The sequence below is a fragment of the Paenibacillus sp. PAMC 26794 genome, from assembly GCF_000316035.1.
GTDB lineage: Bacteria > Bacillota > Bacilli > Paenibacillales > Paenibacillaceae > Paenibacillus.
In genome coordinates this window covers 634856-652157 of the sequence record NZ_ANHX01000011.1, presented here as the reverse complement: position 1 = coordinate 652157, position 17302 = coordinate 634856, and the positions used below count along the sequence as shown (strand labels likewise).

The following is a 17302-nucleotide window of genomic DNA, read 5'->3' as shown; positions in this document are numbered from 1 at the left end:
CTTTGACCCTACAGAGAATGAAGGTTCAAAGTCTTTTTGAATGAATTTTATAATTTCACATCCAGCGAATAGCGATCGCGAAGTACTGATAAATGGTGGAGCTCATGTCCAACCATAATAACGGCGATTGATCGAGCTGAAGCAGGATTATCACTGACGATCCCTTTACAGAGCCATGCTTCTGGGGTGAGGCGACGGAGCATAAGAATGGTTGACCGGCGTGTGACGGCATATTCTTCGCTCAAATCGACCAGGGTATATGCATTGAAAGGGTGGGTCTGCATAAGCACGTCCTGATCGTAGCCGGGATGATTCACTTGGTCACCTCTGGCGATGCGAAGCAATCGGCTGCTCATGATTCGTTCGTTATCCAAAAGGTGTCCGATGACCTCCTTCACGCTCCATTTGCCTGTGGCGTAACGATAATTTGCTTGCTCCTCTGTCAATGAAGAAAGAAAATTTTGTACGATGTTGGCTTGCAGCTCTAAGCGTTCGATGATGTTACCTTCAGGAACAAGCCGGATATAGCCTTCATAAAAAGCTGCATACTCATCTGTAGTTGGTCTTTCAACCATGGTAATGCCTCCTTTGGAATTCATAACTCTGGAATATATTGTAGCATATATCTTGCTTCCAGCATTAAAATTGGCCCTTCCGCTTGATGTGTGGAAGGGCTTCTTCATGTGATTTGATTTGAACAGTTTATAGCGTTTGGGTGTACCACTTCTAATCCGTACGTCCTATCCCTTTATTTTGCACAAACTTCTCCAAAACCGCAAAATCCTCCGTCACTTTTTTGAACGGTAACGTGTCCAGCACCTGTTCCCGGTAACTCTTTTTAGCCGGTGCGCTGAGACGGGAGTCAAGTATGCTGAGTATACCAAGGTCCGTTTCACTACGGATCAAGCGTCCAGTTCCTTGCCGTAATCGAAGAAGCATGTCCGGTACAAACACCTCCATGAACGGATTCTCTGTTACAGATGCCTTATATTCATAAACAGGATCTGAAGGAACAGGGAAGGGCAGACGGAAAATAATGACCTGTGACAGGTCAGACCCCTCGATATTCACACCTTCCCAGAATACACCAGTACCCAGCAGTACACCTTTGCTTTTCCTGAATTCGGCGATGACACTGTCCTGGGAAGATCCTTCTTTTTGAACATGGACTGCCCATGTGTATTCATTAGCCCTTGAGATCAACTTTTTGTGAATGTACCTCATGTCCTCTTTAGCTGAATAAAGGACGATTGTTCTCCCTTGAGTTAGATTACAGAGTTGAACCACTTCGTTGTACGCTGCTTCAAGATAGTTTTCGCGTTGATCGTGGTGGTAATAGGGAACTTTGTTCGAAATATACATCATGGCATGGTTGGTGTAGTCAAAAGGGGAGGGTTGGCGCTCTAGGAAATCTCCCTTATATCCAAGAGAGTGCGTCATATAAGAATATTGTTCCTCCAGCGTATCCCCGCCTTGGCACAGCGTTGCTGATGTTTGGATTACAGGTACCTTGCCATTAAATAAAGCGTATTTCAGAAATTGGCTTATATCTTTGGGACAGATGCTGATTGTGGTTACTCTAAGGGGACTGCTTGCCCATAAAAGATAGTTGTCCTCAATTTCAGATAAGACACGAATGAGGGTAATAAGCCCGTTGATGGCTTCAAAAGCGTCATCGATCTCCCGCTCGTGGCGTGAGGTCAAAATGGAAAGTCGCAGACTGAGATCTTTTAAATCGTTTAAGATTTGGTTTAACGGTATTCCTTTGATTTCCGACACTTTGATTCGGTCGTTATCCTGCTTGGCATGGTGGAGCAAATCCGCGTTTGCCTGTTTGAAGATGCGCTCAGCGCAGTTTTTGATGAACTTGGATTGTGAGAAGAGACTTTTATCCCCGGACTGCTTAGTTAGAAGCTGCACCGTGGTATCCAGAATGCGGCAAATTCCCCGATATGTGAACTCGAGTGTTCTGGCATCCCGAACTTTTGTTTCTAGATTATGCGCTTCATCAATGACGATCAGAGCAGGCTGTTCCGAGATGATGCTCTTGGTTCCTTCTTTTTTCTTCATCAAATCTCGTATGAGCAAGTCCTGGTTCACGATAATAAAATCAATCTCGTGAGCTTTTGCATTTAATTTCGCTCTCATGTCGTAAAACAAACATGCAGTTTTATGATGACAACGTTCAAATTTGCAATCATTCACGGAAACGTGGGACCATTCAGCATCACTAACCCCAGCTTTAATATCGGCTCGTTCATCGATTTCATAATCTAATATGCGCTGCGCAAGGGTAGACACGGAGGAGTTTGCATCATCAAGATTGATCCACTCCGCTGCTCTACTTCGGCAGGCATACTGACCCATGCCTTTTCCCACGACGGACCGAACCGTTGAGAATCCCAATCGACTACCAATAATCCTTAAATCTTTATGTATCTGTTCCGAGAGCTGAATGGAGGATGTAGCTATAATGACTGGTTTCTGAGACATTTGATTCGTGAGTAGACTTGGGATCAGGTACGCAAAAGACTTACCGATTCCGACACCAGCTTCAATCATGGCATTATGCCCATGGATATAAGCATCGGCGATATCGAGAGACATTTCTTGCTGTCCGATCCGCTCTCTAAGGCCAATTCGGGGGAACCGGTCATATATTCGGAAGATGGCGTTAACCAAAGAACGTTCGATTTCCTTGTCCGGTTCCTGCTTTTTTATTGTATAAAGTTCATTTAACCAATTCATAACGATCGCCCCTCTTCCGAATGATGATCTTCTTGTACTCACTTTGGAGACGATTTACCTCACAATGCAGTTGTAACGGCATTTTTTAATCTGGATACGCCTTCCTGTAATTGTTCATCTGACAAATGTGCAAAAGATAAATAGATACCATACTTCATACCAACAGCCGTTGAACTGCTGACTTCTGAGTATACCACACCTTGTGACCTAGCTGATTCCCGAAAGGCCTCATAGGTGGACACATTACCTCGCCACCAGCCAAACACGTGGAGACCCGCTTCATTCTCCACCCAATCAAACCATGTAGAGAGTTGCTTGTTCAAAAGTTTGAGTAACAGATGGAATTTCCGACTGTATAATCGATTCATTCTGCGCAGATGACGCTCATATTGACCGCTTGTCATGAATGCAGCTAATGCCCGTTGTTCGATCAGGTTGACGGGTCTTGGCTCGTATAATGCCTGTGCCTTTCTAAAGGTGTCAGCCAAGGTAGGGGGAAGAACCACATAACCAAGTCGTACTTCTAAAGGCAAGGTTTTGGTAAAGCTACCCAGGTAGATTACACGTCCTGCTTTATCAAGTGTTTTCAGGGGTTCAACATGCATTCCACGATATCGGAATTCACTATCATAATCATCCTCAACAATCATGGCATCATTTCGCTGTGCCCAGTCCAGCAAGGTTTGTCTGCGTTCCAGACTGAGCATTTCACCAGTAGGAAATTGTCGTGACGGCGTGACAAACAACATACGTGCTTCCCAGTCTTGGGGCACAACGCCCTGACCATCGAGATTGGCTTCAATTAACTTAGCACCCGCAGCCAATATGGCTTTAGAAATCCCGACATAACAAGGACTTTCTGTCACGACATAATCCCCAGGATCTGCAAGTAATTGAGTGAGTAGGGCTATAGCTTGCATGGAGCCTGCAGTTACTGCAATATGATCCGGATCGACTTGGATGCCCCGCATCCTCCGAAGATAGGCAGCAATGGCTTCTCTCAATTTTGGATCCCCGGTTGAACTAACCATGGCAGAGGTTGTTTTCAGGTGATGCTCACGATGCCTTATCTCTGCATACAATCGATTATTCCATTCATCGTAAGGAAACTTGGAGAAGTCAGGTTGATATTTGCTAAAGTCGATCACTTCGTCGCTATTCATTCTGGAATCAAGTGTATGAGCATTGGCTGGTGTATTTCTTTGAATCGACTGCTGTTCAAACTGCTGAATACGATTTCCCCAGGCGGATAAGTGATGCGTACAAGCTTTCTCGGTGGACGCATCATTGCTTAAGTCCAACTGATATGCAACAAAGGTTCCTCTTCCATGCTCTGAATGAATGTAACCTTGAGCAGTCAACGTATCATAGACCTGATTCACGGTTCCTCTGGAAATGTGATACGTTGCGGCTAACTCTCGAGTAGAGGGTAACTTCTCGCCATGTATAAGATTACCTTCATGAATTGCATCACGAATGGCATGATAGAGAGCCTTCATCTTCGTATATTTTCGGTTCAAATATGAACTGTAAGCTACATGAAATTGCATAGGACCTCCAGAGTTATCATTGAAGTGGTACATTAAAAACCAAAAATATTGGATCTTTTTATATGACCATTCTCATTCTATACTAAATCATAGATTAGAGCGATGCCTTTATTGAAAACCACCCAAAAGTTACTTAGGAGGACTACAATCATGCAAACAGGTACAGATCGTGTAAAAAGAGGAATGGCTGAGATGCAAAAAGGTGGCGTCATCATGGACGTTATGAATGCAGAGCAAGCTAAAATTGCTGAGGCGGCAGGGGCAACAGCTGTTATGGCTCTTGAACGGGTACCTTCCGATATTCGCGCAGCTGGCGGTGTAGCTCGTATGGCAGATCCAACCATCGTTGAAGAGGTTATGAAGGTTGTATCTATCCCAGTTATGGCTAAAGCACGTATCGGTCATTACATAGAAGCCAAAGTGCTTGAATCCCTAGGTGTGGACTATCTCGATGAAAGTGAAGTTCTTACGCCTGCAGACGAAATGTTCCATATCGATAAACATGAGTTTACTGTACCATTTGTATGTGGAGCCAAAGATTTGGGAGAAGCTCTTCGCCGTATTGGTGAGGGTGCATCGATGATTCGTACAAAAGGTGAGCCTGGAACGGGCAACATTGTTGAGGCAGTTCGTCATATGCGTCTAATTAACAGCCAGCTCCGCAAAGTGCAAAACATGTCAAAGGATGAGCTGTACGCTGAAGCCAAAAATTTGGGTGTAGCTTATGAGTTACTGCGCGAAGTTCATGAAAATGGTAAACTTCCTGTCGTTAACTTTGCAGCAGGCGGTGTAGCTACTCCGGCAGACGCAGCACTAATGATGCACCTGGGAGCAGATGGTGTGTTTGTAGGATCAGGTATTTTCAAATCCGATAGCCCTGAGAAATTCGCTCGTGCAATCGTTGAAGCTACAACACATTACACGGATTACAAACTGATTGCCGAAGTATCCAAAAACTTGGGCGCCCCTATGAAAGGGATCGAAATTTCTAAATTGGCTCCAGAAGAGCGCATGTCCAACCGTGGTTGGTAAGAGCAGATAGAACAACTGGAGTATGAATAGTGTCAAGCAAAGCCGATCATAAATTGGATCGGCTTTTTTGTTATTGTTGACGAAAGCAAAAGAAAAAAACGGAGAGGAGAATGTCCTTTTTTCATCAATTGAGAATGATTATAATTATCATTTACGAGATTCGACATTTGCTGTATACTGACAATAACTATTTTACATAATGCATAAATAGAAAATTAAGGATTCAAAAGGGAGAGAATTAAATGTCTACACGCTTTAAAAAAGGAATGTTATTTTGTTTTATTGCTGCACTTGTTGTTGTACTTGCAGCCTGCTCCAATAGTAATGATGGTAGCGATCAGGCAAACAATAACTCGCAGCAAGCAGCGAAAAATGTTGCAACAGATGAGAAGAAATCGGATGCAGAAGCTTCAGGTGCTGCTCAAACAACGTATCCATTAACCGTTTCTAACTATACGACTGAAAATGGAACATGGGTGGCTAAAGAACAAACCTTCGATAAGGCACCTGAACGAGTAGTTGCCAATACCCAAGGTGCAGCCGAGCTGATGATTCGTCTTGGTTTGACAGACAAGCTTGTAGGTGTAGCTGCGTTGTTTGGTAGTGTACCTGAAGATATTGCTGACAAGTTCAAACAAATTCCTGTGCTTGCTGAAGGCTATGTAGGTAAGGAAGTGACAATAGGGGCTACGCCTGACCTGGTTGTAGGGCGTGGTGGATTGTTTGAGGATGCGGACTGGGGTGTTGGTACAGTAAGCAGCTTGAATGATATGGGGATTAAAACGTACGTACAAAGCACCAGTGTTCCTGATGCATCGTTAGATAGTCTGTATCAGGACATTACTGAATTAGGTGAGATATTCAACGTACAAGCAAATGCAGCGGCATATATTGAGACACTTAAAGCACGCGAGAATGCCTTGTCGGCCCGAGCTAGCGCTGAAACGATCAACTATGCATCTTTTTCAGATAATGGTGATGGAACCATTGGCATTTACAACGGAAATGGTGATACGTTTATTGAAAGTGCAATGTCATTAATCAATATGCATAATATGCTGATTAATGAAACCGGCACACTCAGTCTGGAGAAGCTAATCGAGATTAATCCGGATGCCATGATTATTTCGAGATATGCAGGTGGTATTGATCCAGAAGAAACGATTAAAAAGCTGCTTGCCAACAAGCAGGTGCAAAACATTAACGCAGTTAAAAACAAGAAAATCTACATTATTGATTTCAACAACTTCTGGGGTTACGGGGATTCCATCTTCACAGGTGTTGAAGGACTCGCTGATGATCTCGGGTTGTAATGAAGCCAAGAACAAAAACATAGTACCATTAAAAGTCGCTATTTAGCGGCTTTTTTTGTTATCAGGGACCAAATTCCTGTCTAAAGCTGTTCCCGGTCAGCCTGAATGATAGCGAGAATGGAGTGAACACTCTATTTTAATACGACTTGACTTGTGAATGTATTATCGGTATTTTGAAGACAAAGATGACCTTTATTGTCACTTAATACGTAATGTGACCCAGAAAAGAGCTGTATATTTTAGTAACAGTAATGAAGATTCCCTTTACAGCTATTTCCTTACTGGCTTATTTGGTAACGTTAATGGCATGGTGACCGAGCCACTGAATGAGTTGGAAATTAAACTCACTAAAACATTTTCATATATTCCTGAGGACATTTTGCTGAAAGTATATGTGAATGTGTTAAAGGGCGAGTCATTCCCCATGATCAAGGACATTTTACGTCGAATGAGGGTTGATGGATATCTCCGACCGGATGTTGACGACGACCTGATTTCTTTTATGTTTGAGTCAATGCAGCTTAATTTAATCTTGTTTTTTAGGGAATTCGATATTAAGGACTCTAAGCTGCAACATAAGATCAGCAAGTACTTTGCTGAATTTATGGGCCATGGGCTGCTTGAAGATCATAAATATTCTGAAATGGTTAGCGATCTCAAGGGGGAAAGAAAATGAAAACCTATACTGCATTTCCAGAACCAATTGGCGGCTATACTGTCGGTCGAACCCAGATGGATTTGGAGTACACGGCATCAGATTACTCCAAAAGAGAACTGACCGCTTTTGTGTACTATCCGTCTGACAGTAGCGAAGGTAAGACTACATCAACGTACATGTTTCCTGAAGTCTACGAGATGTTTAATGAGCAGCCACTTGTCACCGCGTTGAAGGATGTTTTCTCTATAGATATCAAGACCCAGTGTTACGACGACCTTGCTCTTTCCGGGAAGGAAAAGCGCTATCCAGTGTTATTCTATGTTTGCGGCGGGGGAGGTTCTCCAGAATGGGGTACAGTGCTCTGTACAGACTTGGCAAGCATGGGGTATGTTGTGGTAAGCATCGGCCATCAGAATAGCACGATGTATAAACGTAAAGATGGGCGCCTGTTTAATGTATCAAAGGACTTTTCGGATGTCATTACAGCCTTTGGTGAAGATCCGCAGATGCTGGCGTTGGCTGGTAAGATGGAGATGCGGCCTGACGATGAAACTGCCATTGAGATGTGCCGTAACGTGCTTGCACTGCCGATACTTTCCAAGATAACAGAGTATAGTGAATCACAGGCAGAAGATGTAAGGTATGTAGCCGATTATCTTTACAAACTGGACTCTGGAGAGCTGAATTCCATCTTTAAGGGCAGATTGTTGCTTGACATCGGCATGGGTATAGTCGGACATTCCTATGGAGGGCCTACCACGGCGATGGTTTGCCGGGATGATGACCGGTTCGCCTGCGGGATTGGTTTGGATAGCGGTGCGTTTGGACTTCTTGACAGCGATCTTAAGAAACCTTTCTTGCTCCAGTTTTGTCAACCTAACTATAATATGAATGCGATTATTGGCGCTAACAATAGCATGGAAACCTATTATTTCTCAGTTGATCGTGTTGCACATTTGGATTACTGTGACATCGTGTTTACCAGTGTTAATGAGGAACTCAGAGGGGAACGAGATGCTATGGAGATGCGAAATATTGTTACAGACTATGCGAAGAACTTTTTTGATCATTACATACTGCAGAAGGCAGCAAGTGTGGAAAGTCTGGCATACGATGGTGTGGAATTGATCAGGAAGACCAGCAACAAGTGACATAACCGAGAGTTTGCTAATTAATGTATGTCGAAGAGCTAGCCGTACAGACGCAGAGCCGATAACCCCTATTACGCGGTTATCGGCTCTCTGATATTGCAAATTGACATCCTGGTTCCAATAACTGACGTTTATTCGGCCTTAGTCCCGCCAGTGTTTACTTCGCTTCCAGGCTCCATCAACATGATATGACATTCCTTTTCGGCGGAAGGCTTGATCTCGACTCCCTTGGGGACAATATACATCTCGCCCTTGGAAATCTTCACTTGCCCATCACGAAAATCAATTATCATTTCCCCTTCGAGCACAAAAAATAACTTGTCAGTCTCCTCATGAACATGCCACTCAAAATCTCCAGCAATCTTAACGATCTTAAATTGATAGTCATTCATTTCACCAATGAGTTTCGGAGACCAAAGATCGTTTAATTTCGAAAATTCCTCATATAATTTAATAGCTTGATAGTGCATCGTCATTCCTCCTGTGTATTAATCCTATATGTTCAGTATACTGATCTAAGCTTTTGTATAACATGGATGCCTATTGAAATCAGGATGGATTATTGATGAACTTCAGACGATACTCCGTAGGAGAAATGCCACATTGTTTCTTAAACACTCTGCTAAAATAAAAGGGGTCAGCAATGCCAACGGTCTCAGCTATCTGTTGTACAGACGCATCACTTGCCAATAACATTTGCTGTGCCATGTTTATACGATATTTCAATACATATTCTGCTGGACCCATACCTGCATGTCTTCTAAACACGTAGGAGAGTCGATTTCGATTAACATTATTTTGTTCTGCAAGCGATGCGACAGTCAGACTTTGATCATAGTATTCTTGGATATAGGTAGAGACCCGCTCGAATAAAACATCTGATTCACAACTATTTTGCCTATGATCAACACATATTAAGGTCTCGTTCAGTACATCGCGAAACAGCATCTCGGTCTGAAACTTTGAAATACCTCCGCGCTGATTATACACATGCCAAAGACGCATGATTAATTCGATCAGACGTGGGGATTGACCCGTTGATAATTCAAAATGCTGATGGGAAAAGCTTGTCTCTTCGAGGTCCGAACTACATATCCGGTATAAAACGAGGATGTATTCCCAGTCCGTTCTATGAAACACGGTTTGATCCAGTTTCATTTTCGCGCCCCCATGTACAACTTTTCCTGGTGAAAAAATATATGGCGTACCATCAAATTGAAATTGTATTTTTCCTGTAAGAGGAAATACAAATCCAGGAAAAGAATCGGTATAGTCAGCCTGGGGAACCCCTGGATTTCTAGCATATCGATATACTCCTTCTACTTGAAAAGGAATGTGTGCAAAATGGGCTGCTAACTGATTAACGTCTACTTTCACATTACGTACCTCATTTCAAAAGTGTTTGCCGGTCATTCTAAGATAAATCGTTGTGCACCTTACTCCAACATTATTGATAACGATTATCACTGTCAATATGCGCGTCATAATGAGTTACAAGAATCTTTAAAAATGAATATCTCTGCTTTAAAGTTTACTATAGTGTACCACTATGCTTCCAGATAAAATGGAAATACCAACCATGTAAGCGCTATCTATTATTGTACCGCTTGTACATGTTGGAATCATTCATGGAGGTGTATGATGAAGAGGAAGTCTTGGTATACTTTGGCGGTAACTGGTGTCATCTCTTTGTTTTTTTCGGTAAGCGCTTTCGCGGGTTATGTTTTCTGGGAACCTCTAACCTATTTTAACGCAAGTACGTGGCAAAAAGCGGATGGGTATTCCAATGGGAACATGTTTAACTGTACGTGGAGGGCTAACAATGTTAATTTTACAAGTGACGGCAAGCTTAAGCTTGGTTTGACCAGCTCTGCACAGAACAAGTTTGATTGCGGAGAGTACCGTTCCACGAATACGTATGGGTACGGCTTGTATGAAGTCAGTATGAAACCTGCCAAGAACACAGGTGTAGTTTCCTCATTTTTCACATACACAGGCCCTGCACATGGCACCCAATGGGATGAGATTGATATCGAATTTTTAGGAAAAGACACAACCAAAGTGCAGTTTAATTATTATACCAATGGGGTTGGTAATCATGAGAAGATTATCAATCTAGGTTTTGATGCATCCCAAGGTTTCCATACGTACGCATTTGACTGGCAGCCGGGACATATCAAATGGTATGTTGATGGTGTATTGAAGCATACGGCAACCAGCAATATTCCTAAAACACCCGGAAAAATCATGATGAACCTCTGGAATGGAACAGGAGTAGATAGCTGGCTCGGTCCTTATAACGGCGCCAATCCGCTCTATGCTGAGTACGATTGGGTTAAATATACGAGTAATTAAGCAGACTGAAGCAGCCGTTAGCGGCTGCTTTTTTCTATTTTCTGGTATTGTATTTATTCAATATATGTATTCAATATCCAATATCCTAAATTAATGCAATAAATGTTGCAATATTAGTATGGGCATAAATATCAAACATTCATTATGATTAACCTGTAAGCAACATTACATAGACTGGGGGAACGAAGTTGGACACAAGTAAAAAGAGACGAGTAGGCAGTTTGGTCATGATCGGTGTATTGGCCCTATCTGCAGCCTTGAGTGGGTGTAGTAACGGGAGCGAAAAGAAAACAGAATCGAGTACACCAGCGACAACGTTGGAGCTCAAAAATGGGAAGTATGATCCACCAGTATCCATTACGTATTTACGACCATGGGGTCCAGACGTGAAGTTTAAGTCAGGCGAGGATCAGGATAACAACGTCCATACAAAATGGGCCAAGGAGAAACTCGGAATTGAGTTGAAAAACCAGTGGATATCTCCATCCACCAATAATGCATTTGAGACAAAACTGCGTCTATCGCTTGCTTCCAATGCGGACATGCCGGACATTATTTCGTATCGCGGCGAATTCAATCTGGTGCGTGAACTGATTGAGTCCGGAAAATTTGTCGATGCGGGCGAGTTGTTTGACAAATATGCCAGCGACACATGGAAAGCAGCCGTAAACGAAGATCCTTCCGTGTGGTATCCTTACATGCAAGATGGCAAAAAGATCGGCATTCCGATTCTGGACTATTCCTATAATGGTGATCCTGTCATGTGGATCCGTGAAGACTGGATGAAGAAATTCCATCTGGAAGCACCTAAAACTATAGATGATCTTGAAGTCATTATGGAAACGTTTACGAATCAAGATCCGGATGGCAATGGGAAGCAGGACACTTACGGACTCACCATTGGCTTCAAGAACTGGCTGAACACATGGATGTCTGAAGCTGGGTGGGTATTTGGCGCTTATGGTACAATGCCAAACCAATGGAATCTGACGGCAGACGGAAAACTTGAATACGGTTCCGTTACACCTGGTGCAAAACAGGCTTTGGCCAAATTACAGAGCTGGATGAGCAAAGGGTATATCCCGGAAGAAGCTGGCGTGTATGACGAGACAAAAGCTGCTGAAGAATTTACTGCTGGAAAAGCAGGTATTGTGGTAGGTCCTCACTGGATGCCATCCTGGCCGTTGGAGGATGTGAAGAAAAACAATCCTGAGGCTGAATACAAAGCCTATCCGATTCCTTCCGGTCCAAACGGTCAAGCAGGAAGACATGGGACGTCAAACGGAAATGGCGTAGTTCTGATTAACAAAGACATGAAAAATCCGGAAGCCTTTTTCACCTATCAGAACTATCTCTTTGATCACTATGCGAATCCTAAAGAGGGCGATGAGTTTGAGCATGGATTTGCGGAAGGATACGATTGGGTTATGGTAGATGGGAAACCATCAACCGATGCAAGTCTTACGGGTGGTTATGCTCCCGAGAAGTACACTTTGACTTTTGATGGAGCGAGAATTCCGAATCTGAGTATGACAACACTCGCGAAGCTGGCAAGTGGTGAAGAAGCAACAACGCCATTTGAGAAAAAAATCAAATCAGGTGTACCTGCACCTATGCTTGATGCAGCCAAGATTGTACTGGATCAAAAAGATATCGTGTTCAATCAGATGTTTACCGGTGCACCTTCAATGACAATGCAGATGAACAATGATATTTTGACAAAGATGGAGAAGGATACCTTCTCTCAAATTGTATATGGCAAAACCTCTGTGGACGCGTTCGACTCATTTGTTGAGAAGTGGAAGTCTTCAGGTGGAGATCAGATTACGAAAGAAGTTAACGAGTGGTATGATTCCGTGAAAAGCGGAAAATAGGATGACGGGCTGGCTGAATTAATTCATCGCGGCCACATAAGCACCAAAAAGGCATTGCAGGAGAAGATCTCCGGCAATGCCTTTTTGTATTCGATATGGAGAAGAGGAAACCGGAGAAGATTACCAGAACGTTAAGTCTGGCCTGAGTACTCTCTTAAACCGGCAGATTTTCCCGATATTCTTGCGGAGTAAGATCATAAAATTTCTTAAAGACTCGAATGAAATATGCGGTATTGTTGTAACCGACAAGTTCTGCAATCTCAAACACTTTGGCGGTTGATGTTCGCAAATGATAGGCTGCTTTCTCCATTCTTAATCGGTATACGTATGCTGTAAGTGCTTCACCGGTCTCGGCTTTGTATACCTTGGACAGGTACACCGGGTGCAGATGAACATGGTCAGCAATTGCAGGCAGTGATACATCACCAGCCAGATGAAGGTCGACGAAACTTTTCACGCTGCGCACAATGGTGCTGTGATTGTCTCTAAGCTCTTGCTCAGCATCATCTCGTATGTAATGAAGTGTACGCACGGACCAGTCCTGTAACTGCTGCGCAGTGGAATAGCTGGGAGCTTGAAAGTAACGATAGGACTCTGCTGGTATCAAAGAAGAGATTTGTTTGCCATTTTTATGAATGATGTACGCAAAAGCACCCGCGATAGCAAAATACACCTCAAAGGTTGACTCGGCAATATCATGATGTTCATTGGAATGCAGCAGTTCCTCAAAAATGTGTTCGATTTTCTGTTCCACATCCTCAAAGCGACCAGCTTCGAGCAGGCTAATCAACGTTGGTGGCTGATACAGCGACCTGATCGTATGTAGAGGGTTGGCATCCGTTTCATCGGAAGCGGTGACAAACAAACCTTGCACCTGACCCATCCGTTTACGCATGGACATAACCGTTCGCTCATAGAGTTCTCCAATCTCATGGGGAAACTTGCCCCAACTGGAGACGGAAATGGAGATTGCACCTTTCAAGTATAACTGAACATTGGTTTGAATCTGGGCAGCATACTGCTCAAGCAATGTTTGAGGCGTCTCGCTCCTGCTATAACTCATCGTTGTGGAATGTTTCATGCTTACCAGAACAACAATGTAATCGTGCACGTCACGTGTATGCCAGATATGAAAATGATTATGCATCACTTCGCTTATGATATTACATATCGCATATTCCATTAGGGCCAGGTCACCGTGTGCCATATCGGATAGATGTTTCTCCATACGAATAATAAGCATGCCGAGATCTTCTCCTACGGAGTAGGGGAGCTCAAGCAGATCAAGCTTGTCTGCCAGCGTCTTCTGATCATAGACTTTTCCAGTCAGCAACTCATGCAGCATCGTGGATTGAAGCAATGGCAGATGATCCTGAAACGCGTGTAAGGCTCTTTGATGAGATGCTGCTGTTTCCCACTTTTCTTTGATTCGATGAACAAGACGTTGCACGGATTCGATCAGATCTTCATCGCTAACAGGTTTCAGCAAGTAATCAAAGCTTTCCTGCGCAATGGCCTGTTTCGCATATTCAAAGTCGGCGTGACCTGATAACAGAATTGTCTGCACATGCGGCCACTTTTCATGAATCGCTGTAATCAGTGCAATGCCTGACATTTCGGGCATACGTATATCCGTAATTACAATGTCAATGTCGTGGTTGTCCATAATTTCCAGCGCTACTGCACCGGATAAGGCTTCATGAACTGTACCGATCCCGCAGCTTTCCCACGGAATGGTCTCTGCCAGCGTTTCCACGACGGAACGTTCATCGTCTACTAGTAATATTTGCAGCATGGGTCGTTCACCTACTTGTCTGTATTGTCGTGCCATGTGATGTTAACTTTAATCCCACCCATTGAAGAATGATCATAAGATAGTCCAGAGCCTTCACCGTACAGAAAAGATAAACGTTGATGGACATTCCATGTACCACATCCCATATTCTCATCCAGCGGTTTAAAAAGATTATCTCTCAGATGATCAAGCTGTTTCTCAGACATGCCAAGCCCGCTGTCCTCCACGATAATCGTGTACACATCATCCTCGCAGTCCGCATAGATTTTAATCTCACCATCTACCGATTTGGGCTCCAGACCATGAATAATAGCGTTCTCAATAATAGGCTGGAGGGTTAGTCTGGGAACTGTTTTATCTAAAATATCATGGGGCACGTCGATTGTAAAATGCATTCGTTCCAGACGAAGTGACTGGATTTCCAAATAATTTTTGACCATCGTCAGTTCTTCACGAAGCGTGGCTTGATCCTTTTCGGACCTGGTTATGTATCGGTAATACTCCCCCAGATTCAGTGCCATGGCTACCACGGCCTTTTCATTTTTCATTCGGGCCATGTTCTTGATATAGAACAGGCAGTTATATAAAAAATGCGGATTAATCTGCGACTGCAACTGTTTGAGTGTGGCTTCCCGACTTCGTAATTTCTCCTCATATACATTCTCGATTAATTCTTGAATTCGTTGAGCCATGATGTTGAAACGTGCAAATAACAGGCTGAACTCATTGCGTGCAGAATGATGAAGCCGAACAGAAAAGTCCCCGGTGGACAAGCGATTCGTCCCTTTCACCAACTGTAAGAGTGGAAGCTGCACACTTCGGTAGAGTGTATATAATACAACAACGCTCATCACGATCAGAACAGCAATTGAAGCGTAAAAGAGATTCCGGCTGCTCGTAATCGGTTTCAAAATTTGCTGCAAAGGCACATAGTCAACATAATACCAGCCGAGGCTCTTGGATTGAATGTAGGAGACGTAATATTCCGTTTTGTTCAACGTTGTACTGAATCCACCACTGGCCTGCAGTTTTGCTTCTTTCAGGGAAGGCAGGATGGCGTTCAAGGTTTCCTTTCCAGAACTATTGCTGATTAATCCATAATCGGGATGGAACATGAACGGGTCACCTTTATTATTTAACTTGTTTTGATTAAGAAGTGCAGTTAAGTGATGAACTGGAAAACTGATTTTGGTAATCAATCTGGCTTTGCCAGGTCTCGCCATCGCTGTCGTTGGATCGGTAGTGTACCAGATAAACTGATTGTCGGCATAGGTCCAGGACTGCGAGAGAGGCTCCTTAAATTCATCATCCCTATACGGAATGTAAGCATAATAATCCGTTGATATCACTTTTTGCATCCTTGGGAAGTATAGTGTGATGGTCGAATGCCATTTGCTTGCTGCGTTGTACAGATTCATTTTCTCCAGAATGGCACTTCCAACTTTCACACGTTCATAGGGAATGTCCTTGTAGTCGGGACGTTGATATTCCTGAATACTCGAATCTTGCCCAATAGACATCCCATACAATGACAGTTGGTAAATGTTGGATTCTACTGAATCAGCAAATGTCGAGAGATGATTCATCGTATTGTTCTGAATCTCGTGTTCGATAACACGCACGCTTTCCCGGTTCGAGTATGTATAGAGAAACAGCACCAGAATAAGCAGCATCACAAACAACAGTGTAATTTTGGTAAAGACATTCAAGCGTGTGAACAAAGTCCAACCTCCTTAATCTTATTAAAATATTGATATCGTTGTTGCAATATTAGGATATAGATCACAAATTTCCATTGCTATAATTTTAATATACAAGTTCACGATGACTTGTAAAATACAAAATTTAGAACATGGGGGATGCAGGAGTGAAGGAACATACGTTAGAAACGCCGCATAAACGGCGCTCCACCAGGGTTAAACAGCGCTGGAATATGCAACGGAACTGGACCTTGCATATGATGCTCATTCCAGCTGTATTGCTGGCACTGGTGTTTCAGTACATACCGATGGGCGGCATTGTAATTGCTTTTCAGGATTTCAAACCATACTTGGGATTTTCTGAATCCAAATGGGTGGGTTGGGACAATTTCCGATATTTATTTTTATATCCGGACGTAGGTCAGGTGATCTGGAATACGCTGGTCATTGCATTTTTCAAAATCATCGCAGGACTATTCGCTCCATTCCTGTTTGCCATTTTGCTCAATGAAGTACGCTTGACGGCATTCAAGAGAGTAAGTCAAACGCTTGTGTATCTACCGCATTTCCTATCATGGGTTATTCTCGGCGGTATTCTACTCGATATCCTGTCTCCTCAGGGCGGCATGGTCAACCAGCTTGTCGTAGCCTTTGGAGGAGAACCGATCTTCTTCCTGGGAGACGGTACATGGTTCCGAATAACGCTGATCCTCAGTGATGTGTGGAAAGAATTTGGTTTTGGTACGATCGTATTTCTGGCTTCTCTCTCAGGAATTAATCCTGCACTCTACGAGGCTGCCGAGGTGGATGGGGCCAACCGATTTAAACAGACGCTGCACATTACGATTCCGGCATTAATGCCGATTACAATCGTACTGATGACACTCTCTATCGGCAATATCCTGAACGCCGGTTTTGATCAGGTGTTCAACTTGTACAATCCGCTTGTGTATGACAAAGGCGACATCATTGACACCTTTGTATATCGACTCGGGATTCTGAACGGGAAGATGAGTTTTGCCACAGCAGTAGGGTTGTTCAAATCTGTGGTTGCTACCATTTTGATTGTTATATCGTACAGAATGGCTTACAAACTGGCCAATTATCGAGTTTTCTAGAGAGGAGA

Annotated in this window: 14 protein-coding genes; 7 read left to right on the top strand and 7 right to left on the bottom strand. The window is 43.3% G+C overall.

Annotation, left to right across the window (positions count from 1 at the left end; all coding sequences use genetic code 11):
* Positions 1-47 precede the first annotated feature (47 nt).
* The 3 genes from D829_RS0108105 to D829_RS0108095 all read right to left on the bottom strand — a co-directional run bounded on the left by D829_RS0108105 (position 48) and on the right by D829_RS0108095 (position 4298).
* Positions 48-575: a DinB family protein gene (locus tag D829_RS0108105; protein ID WP_017688369.1), complete on the bottom strand. Its 528-nt coding sequence runs from the start codon at positions 573-575 to the stop codon at positions 48-50.
* Positions 576-726: 151 nt separating this feature from the next.
* Positions 727-2748, bottom strand: coding sequence for an ATP-dependent DNA helicase (locus D829_RS0108100; RefSeq protein WP_017688368.1), 2022 nt, complete (start codon positions 2746-2748; stop codon positions 727-729).
* Positions 2749-2807: 59 nt separating this feature from the next.
* On the bottom strand, positions 2808-4298 hold the full coding sequence (locus D829_RS0108095; RefSeq protein ID WP_017688367.1) for a PLP-dependent aminotransferase family protein: 1491 nt from the start codon (positions 4296-4298) through the stop codon (positions 2808-2810).
* A 147-nt stretch (positions 4299-4445) separates the two neighbouring features.
* Here D829_RS0108095 and pdxS point away from each other — a divergent pair, with 147 nt between their 5' ends.
* The 4 genes from pdxS (at position 4446) to D829_RS0108075 (ending at position 8452) form a co-directional block, all read left to right on the top strand.
* Complete coding sequence (gene pdxS / locus D829_RS0108090; protein ID WP_206537060.1) at positions 4446-5330, top strand: pyridoxal 5'-phosphate synthase lyase subunit PdxS; 885 nt, start codon at positions 4446-4448, stop codon at positions 5328-5330.
* A gap of 242 nt (positions 5331-5572) precedes the next feature.
* A complete protein-coding gene (locus D829_RS0108085) occupies positions 5573-6643 on the top strand; it encodes an ABC transporter substrate-binding protein (RefSeq protein WP_017688365.1) in 1071 nt (356 codons plus the stop codon).
* Between the two features lie 307 nt (positions 6644-6950).
* On the top strand, positions 6951-7319 hold the full coding sequence (locus tag D829_RS0108080; RefSeq protein WP_241230739.1) for a TetR/AcrR family transcriptional regulator: 369 nt from the start codon (positions 6951-6953) through the stop codon (positions 7317-7319).
* Positions 7316-8452, top strand: coding sequence for a choline esterase (locus D829_RS0108075; protein WP_017688363.1), 1137 nt, complete (start codon positions 7316-7318; stop codon positions 8450-8452). The genes D829_RS0108080 and D829_RS0108075 overlap by 4 nt, the downstream gene beginning before the upstream one ends.
* 131 nt (positions 8453-8583) lie before the next feature.
* Here D829_RS0108075 and D829_RS0108070 read toward each other — a convergent pair whose 3' ends face one another.
* Positions 8584-8922, bottom strand: a complete 339-nt coding sequence (locus D829_RS0108070) for a cupin domain-containing protein (protein WP_017688362.1) — start codon at positions 8920-8922, stop codon at positions 8584-8586.
* Between the two features lie 79 nt (positions 8923-9001).
* Positions 9002-9829 (bottom strand): AraC family transcriptional regulator, encoded by an 828-nt coding sequence (locus D829_RS0108065; protein ID WP_026081070.1) that lies wholly within the window; start codon positions 9827-9829, stop codon positions 9002-9004.
* A gap of 264 nt (positions 9830-10093) precedes the next feature.
* Here D829_RS0108065 and D829_RS0108060 point away from each other — a divergent pair, with 264 nt between their 5' ends.
* Both D829_RS0108060 and D829_RS0108055 read left to right on the top strand, forming a co-directional pair.
* Positions 10094-10807: a glycoside hydrolase family 16 protein gene (locus tag D829_RS0108060; RefSeq protein ID WP_017688359.1), complete on the top strand. Its 714-nt coding sequence runs from the start codon at positions 10094-10096 to the stop codon at positions 10805-10807.
* 188 nt (positions 10808-10995) lie between these two features.
* The gene (locus D829_RS0108055) at positions 10996-12681 is read left to right on the top strand and encodes an extracellular solute-binding protein (RefSeq protein WP_017688358.1); all 1686 of its coding nucleotides are present in this window, start codon (positions 10996-10998) and stop codon (positions 12679-12681) included.
* Positions 12682-12835: 154 nt separating this feature from the next.
* Here the strand turns inward: D829_RS0108055 and D829_RS0108050 are convergent, their stop codons facing one another.
* Positions 12836-14476, bottom strand: coding sequence for a response regulator (locus D829_RS0108050; RefSeq protein ID WP_017688357.1), 1641 nt, complete (start codon positions 14474-14476; stop codon positions 12836-12838).
* Positions 14477-14487: 11 nt separating this feature from the next.
* Positions 14488-16197 (bottom strand): sensor histidine kinase, encoded by a 1710-nt coding sequence (locus D829_RS0108045; RefSeq protein WP_017688356.1) that lies wholly within the window; start codon positions 16195-16197, stop codon positions 14488-14490.
* Between the two features lie 212 nt (positions 16198-16409).
* Here D829_RS0108045 and D829_RS0108040 point away from each other — a divergent pair, with 212 nt between their 5' ends.
* Positions 16410-17294, top strand: coding sequence for an ABC transporter permease subunit (locus D829_RS0108040; RefSeq protein ID WP_100527900.1), 885 nt, complete (start codon positions 16410-16412; stop codon positions 17292-17294).
* The last annotated feature ends 8 nt before the right edge of the window (positions 17295-17302 follow it).

Bases quoted from the DNA above. Each gene is read 5' to 3' on its own strand.
- D829_RS0108105 (WP_017688369.1), bottom strand. From the start codon at position 575: ATGGTTGAAAGACCAACTACAGATGAGTATGCAGCTTTTTATGAAGGC.
- D829_RS0108100 (WP_017688368.1), bottom strand. From the start codon at position 2,748: ATGAATTGGTTAAATGAACTTTATACAATAAAAAAGCAGGAACCGGAC.
- D829_RS0108095 (WP_017688367.1), bottom strand. From the start codon at position 4,298: ATGCAATTTCATGTAGCTTACAGTTCATATTTGAACCGAAAATATACG.
- D829_RS0108085 (WP_017688365.1), top strand. From the start codon at position 5,573: ATGTCTACACGCTTTAAAAAAGGAATGTTATTTTGTTTTATTGCTGCA.
- D829_RS0108080 (WP_241230739.1), top strand. From the start codon at position 6,951: ATGGTGACCGAGCCACTGAATGAGTTGGAAATTAAACTCACTAAAACA.
- D829_RS0108075 (WP_017688363.1), top strand. From the start codon at position 7,316: ATGAAAACCTATACTGCATTTCCAGAACCAATTGGCGGCTATACTGTC.
- D829_RS0108070 (WP_017688362.1), bottom strand. From the start codon at position 8,922: ATGCACTATCAAGCTATTAAATTATATGAGGAATTTTCGAAATTAAAC.
- D829_RS0108060 (WP_017688359.1), top strand. From the start codon at position 10,094: ATGAAGAGGAAGTCTTGGTATACTTTGGCGGTAACTGGTGTCATCTCT.
- D829_RS0108050 (WP_017688357.1), bottom strand. From the start codon at position 14,476: ATGCTGCAAATATTACTAGTAGACGATGAACGTTCCGTCGTGGAAACG.
- D829_RS0108040 (WP_100527900.1), top strand. From the start codon at position 16,410: ATGCAACGGAACTGGACCTTGCATATGATGCTCATTCCAGCTGTATTG.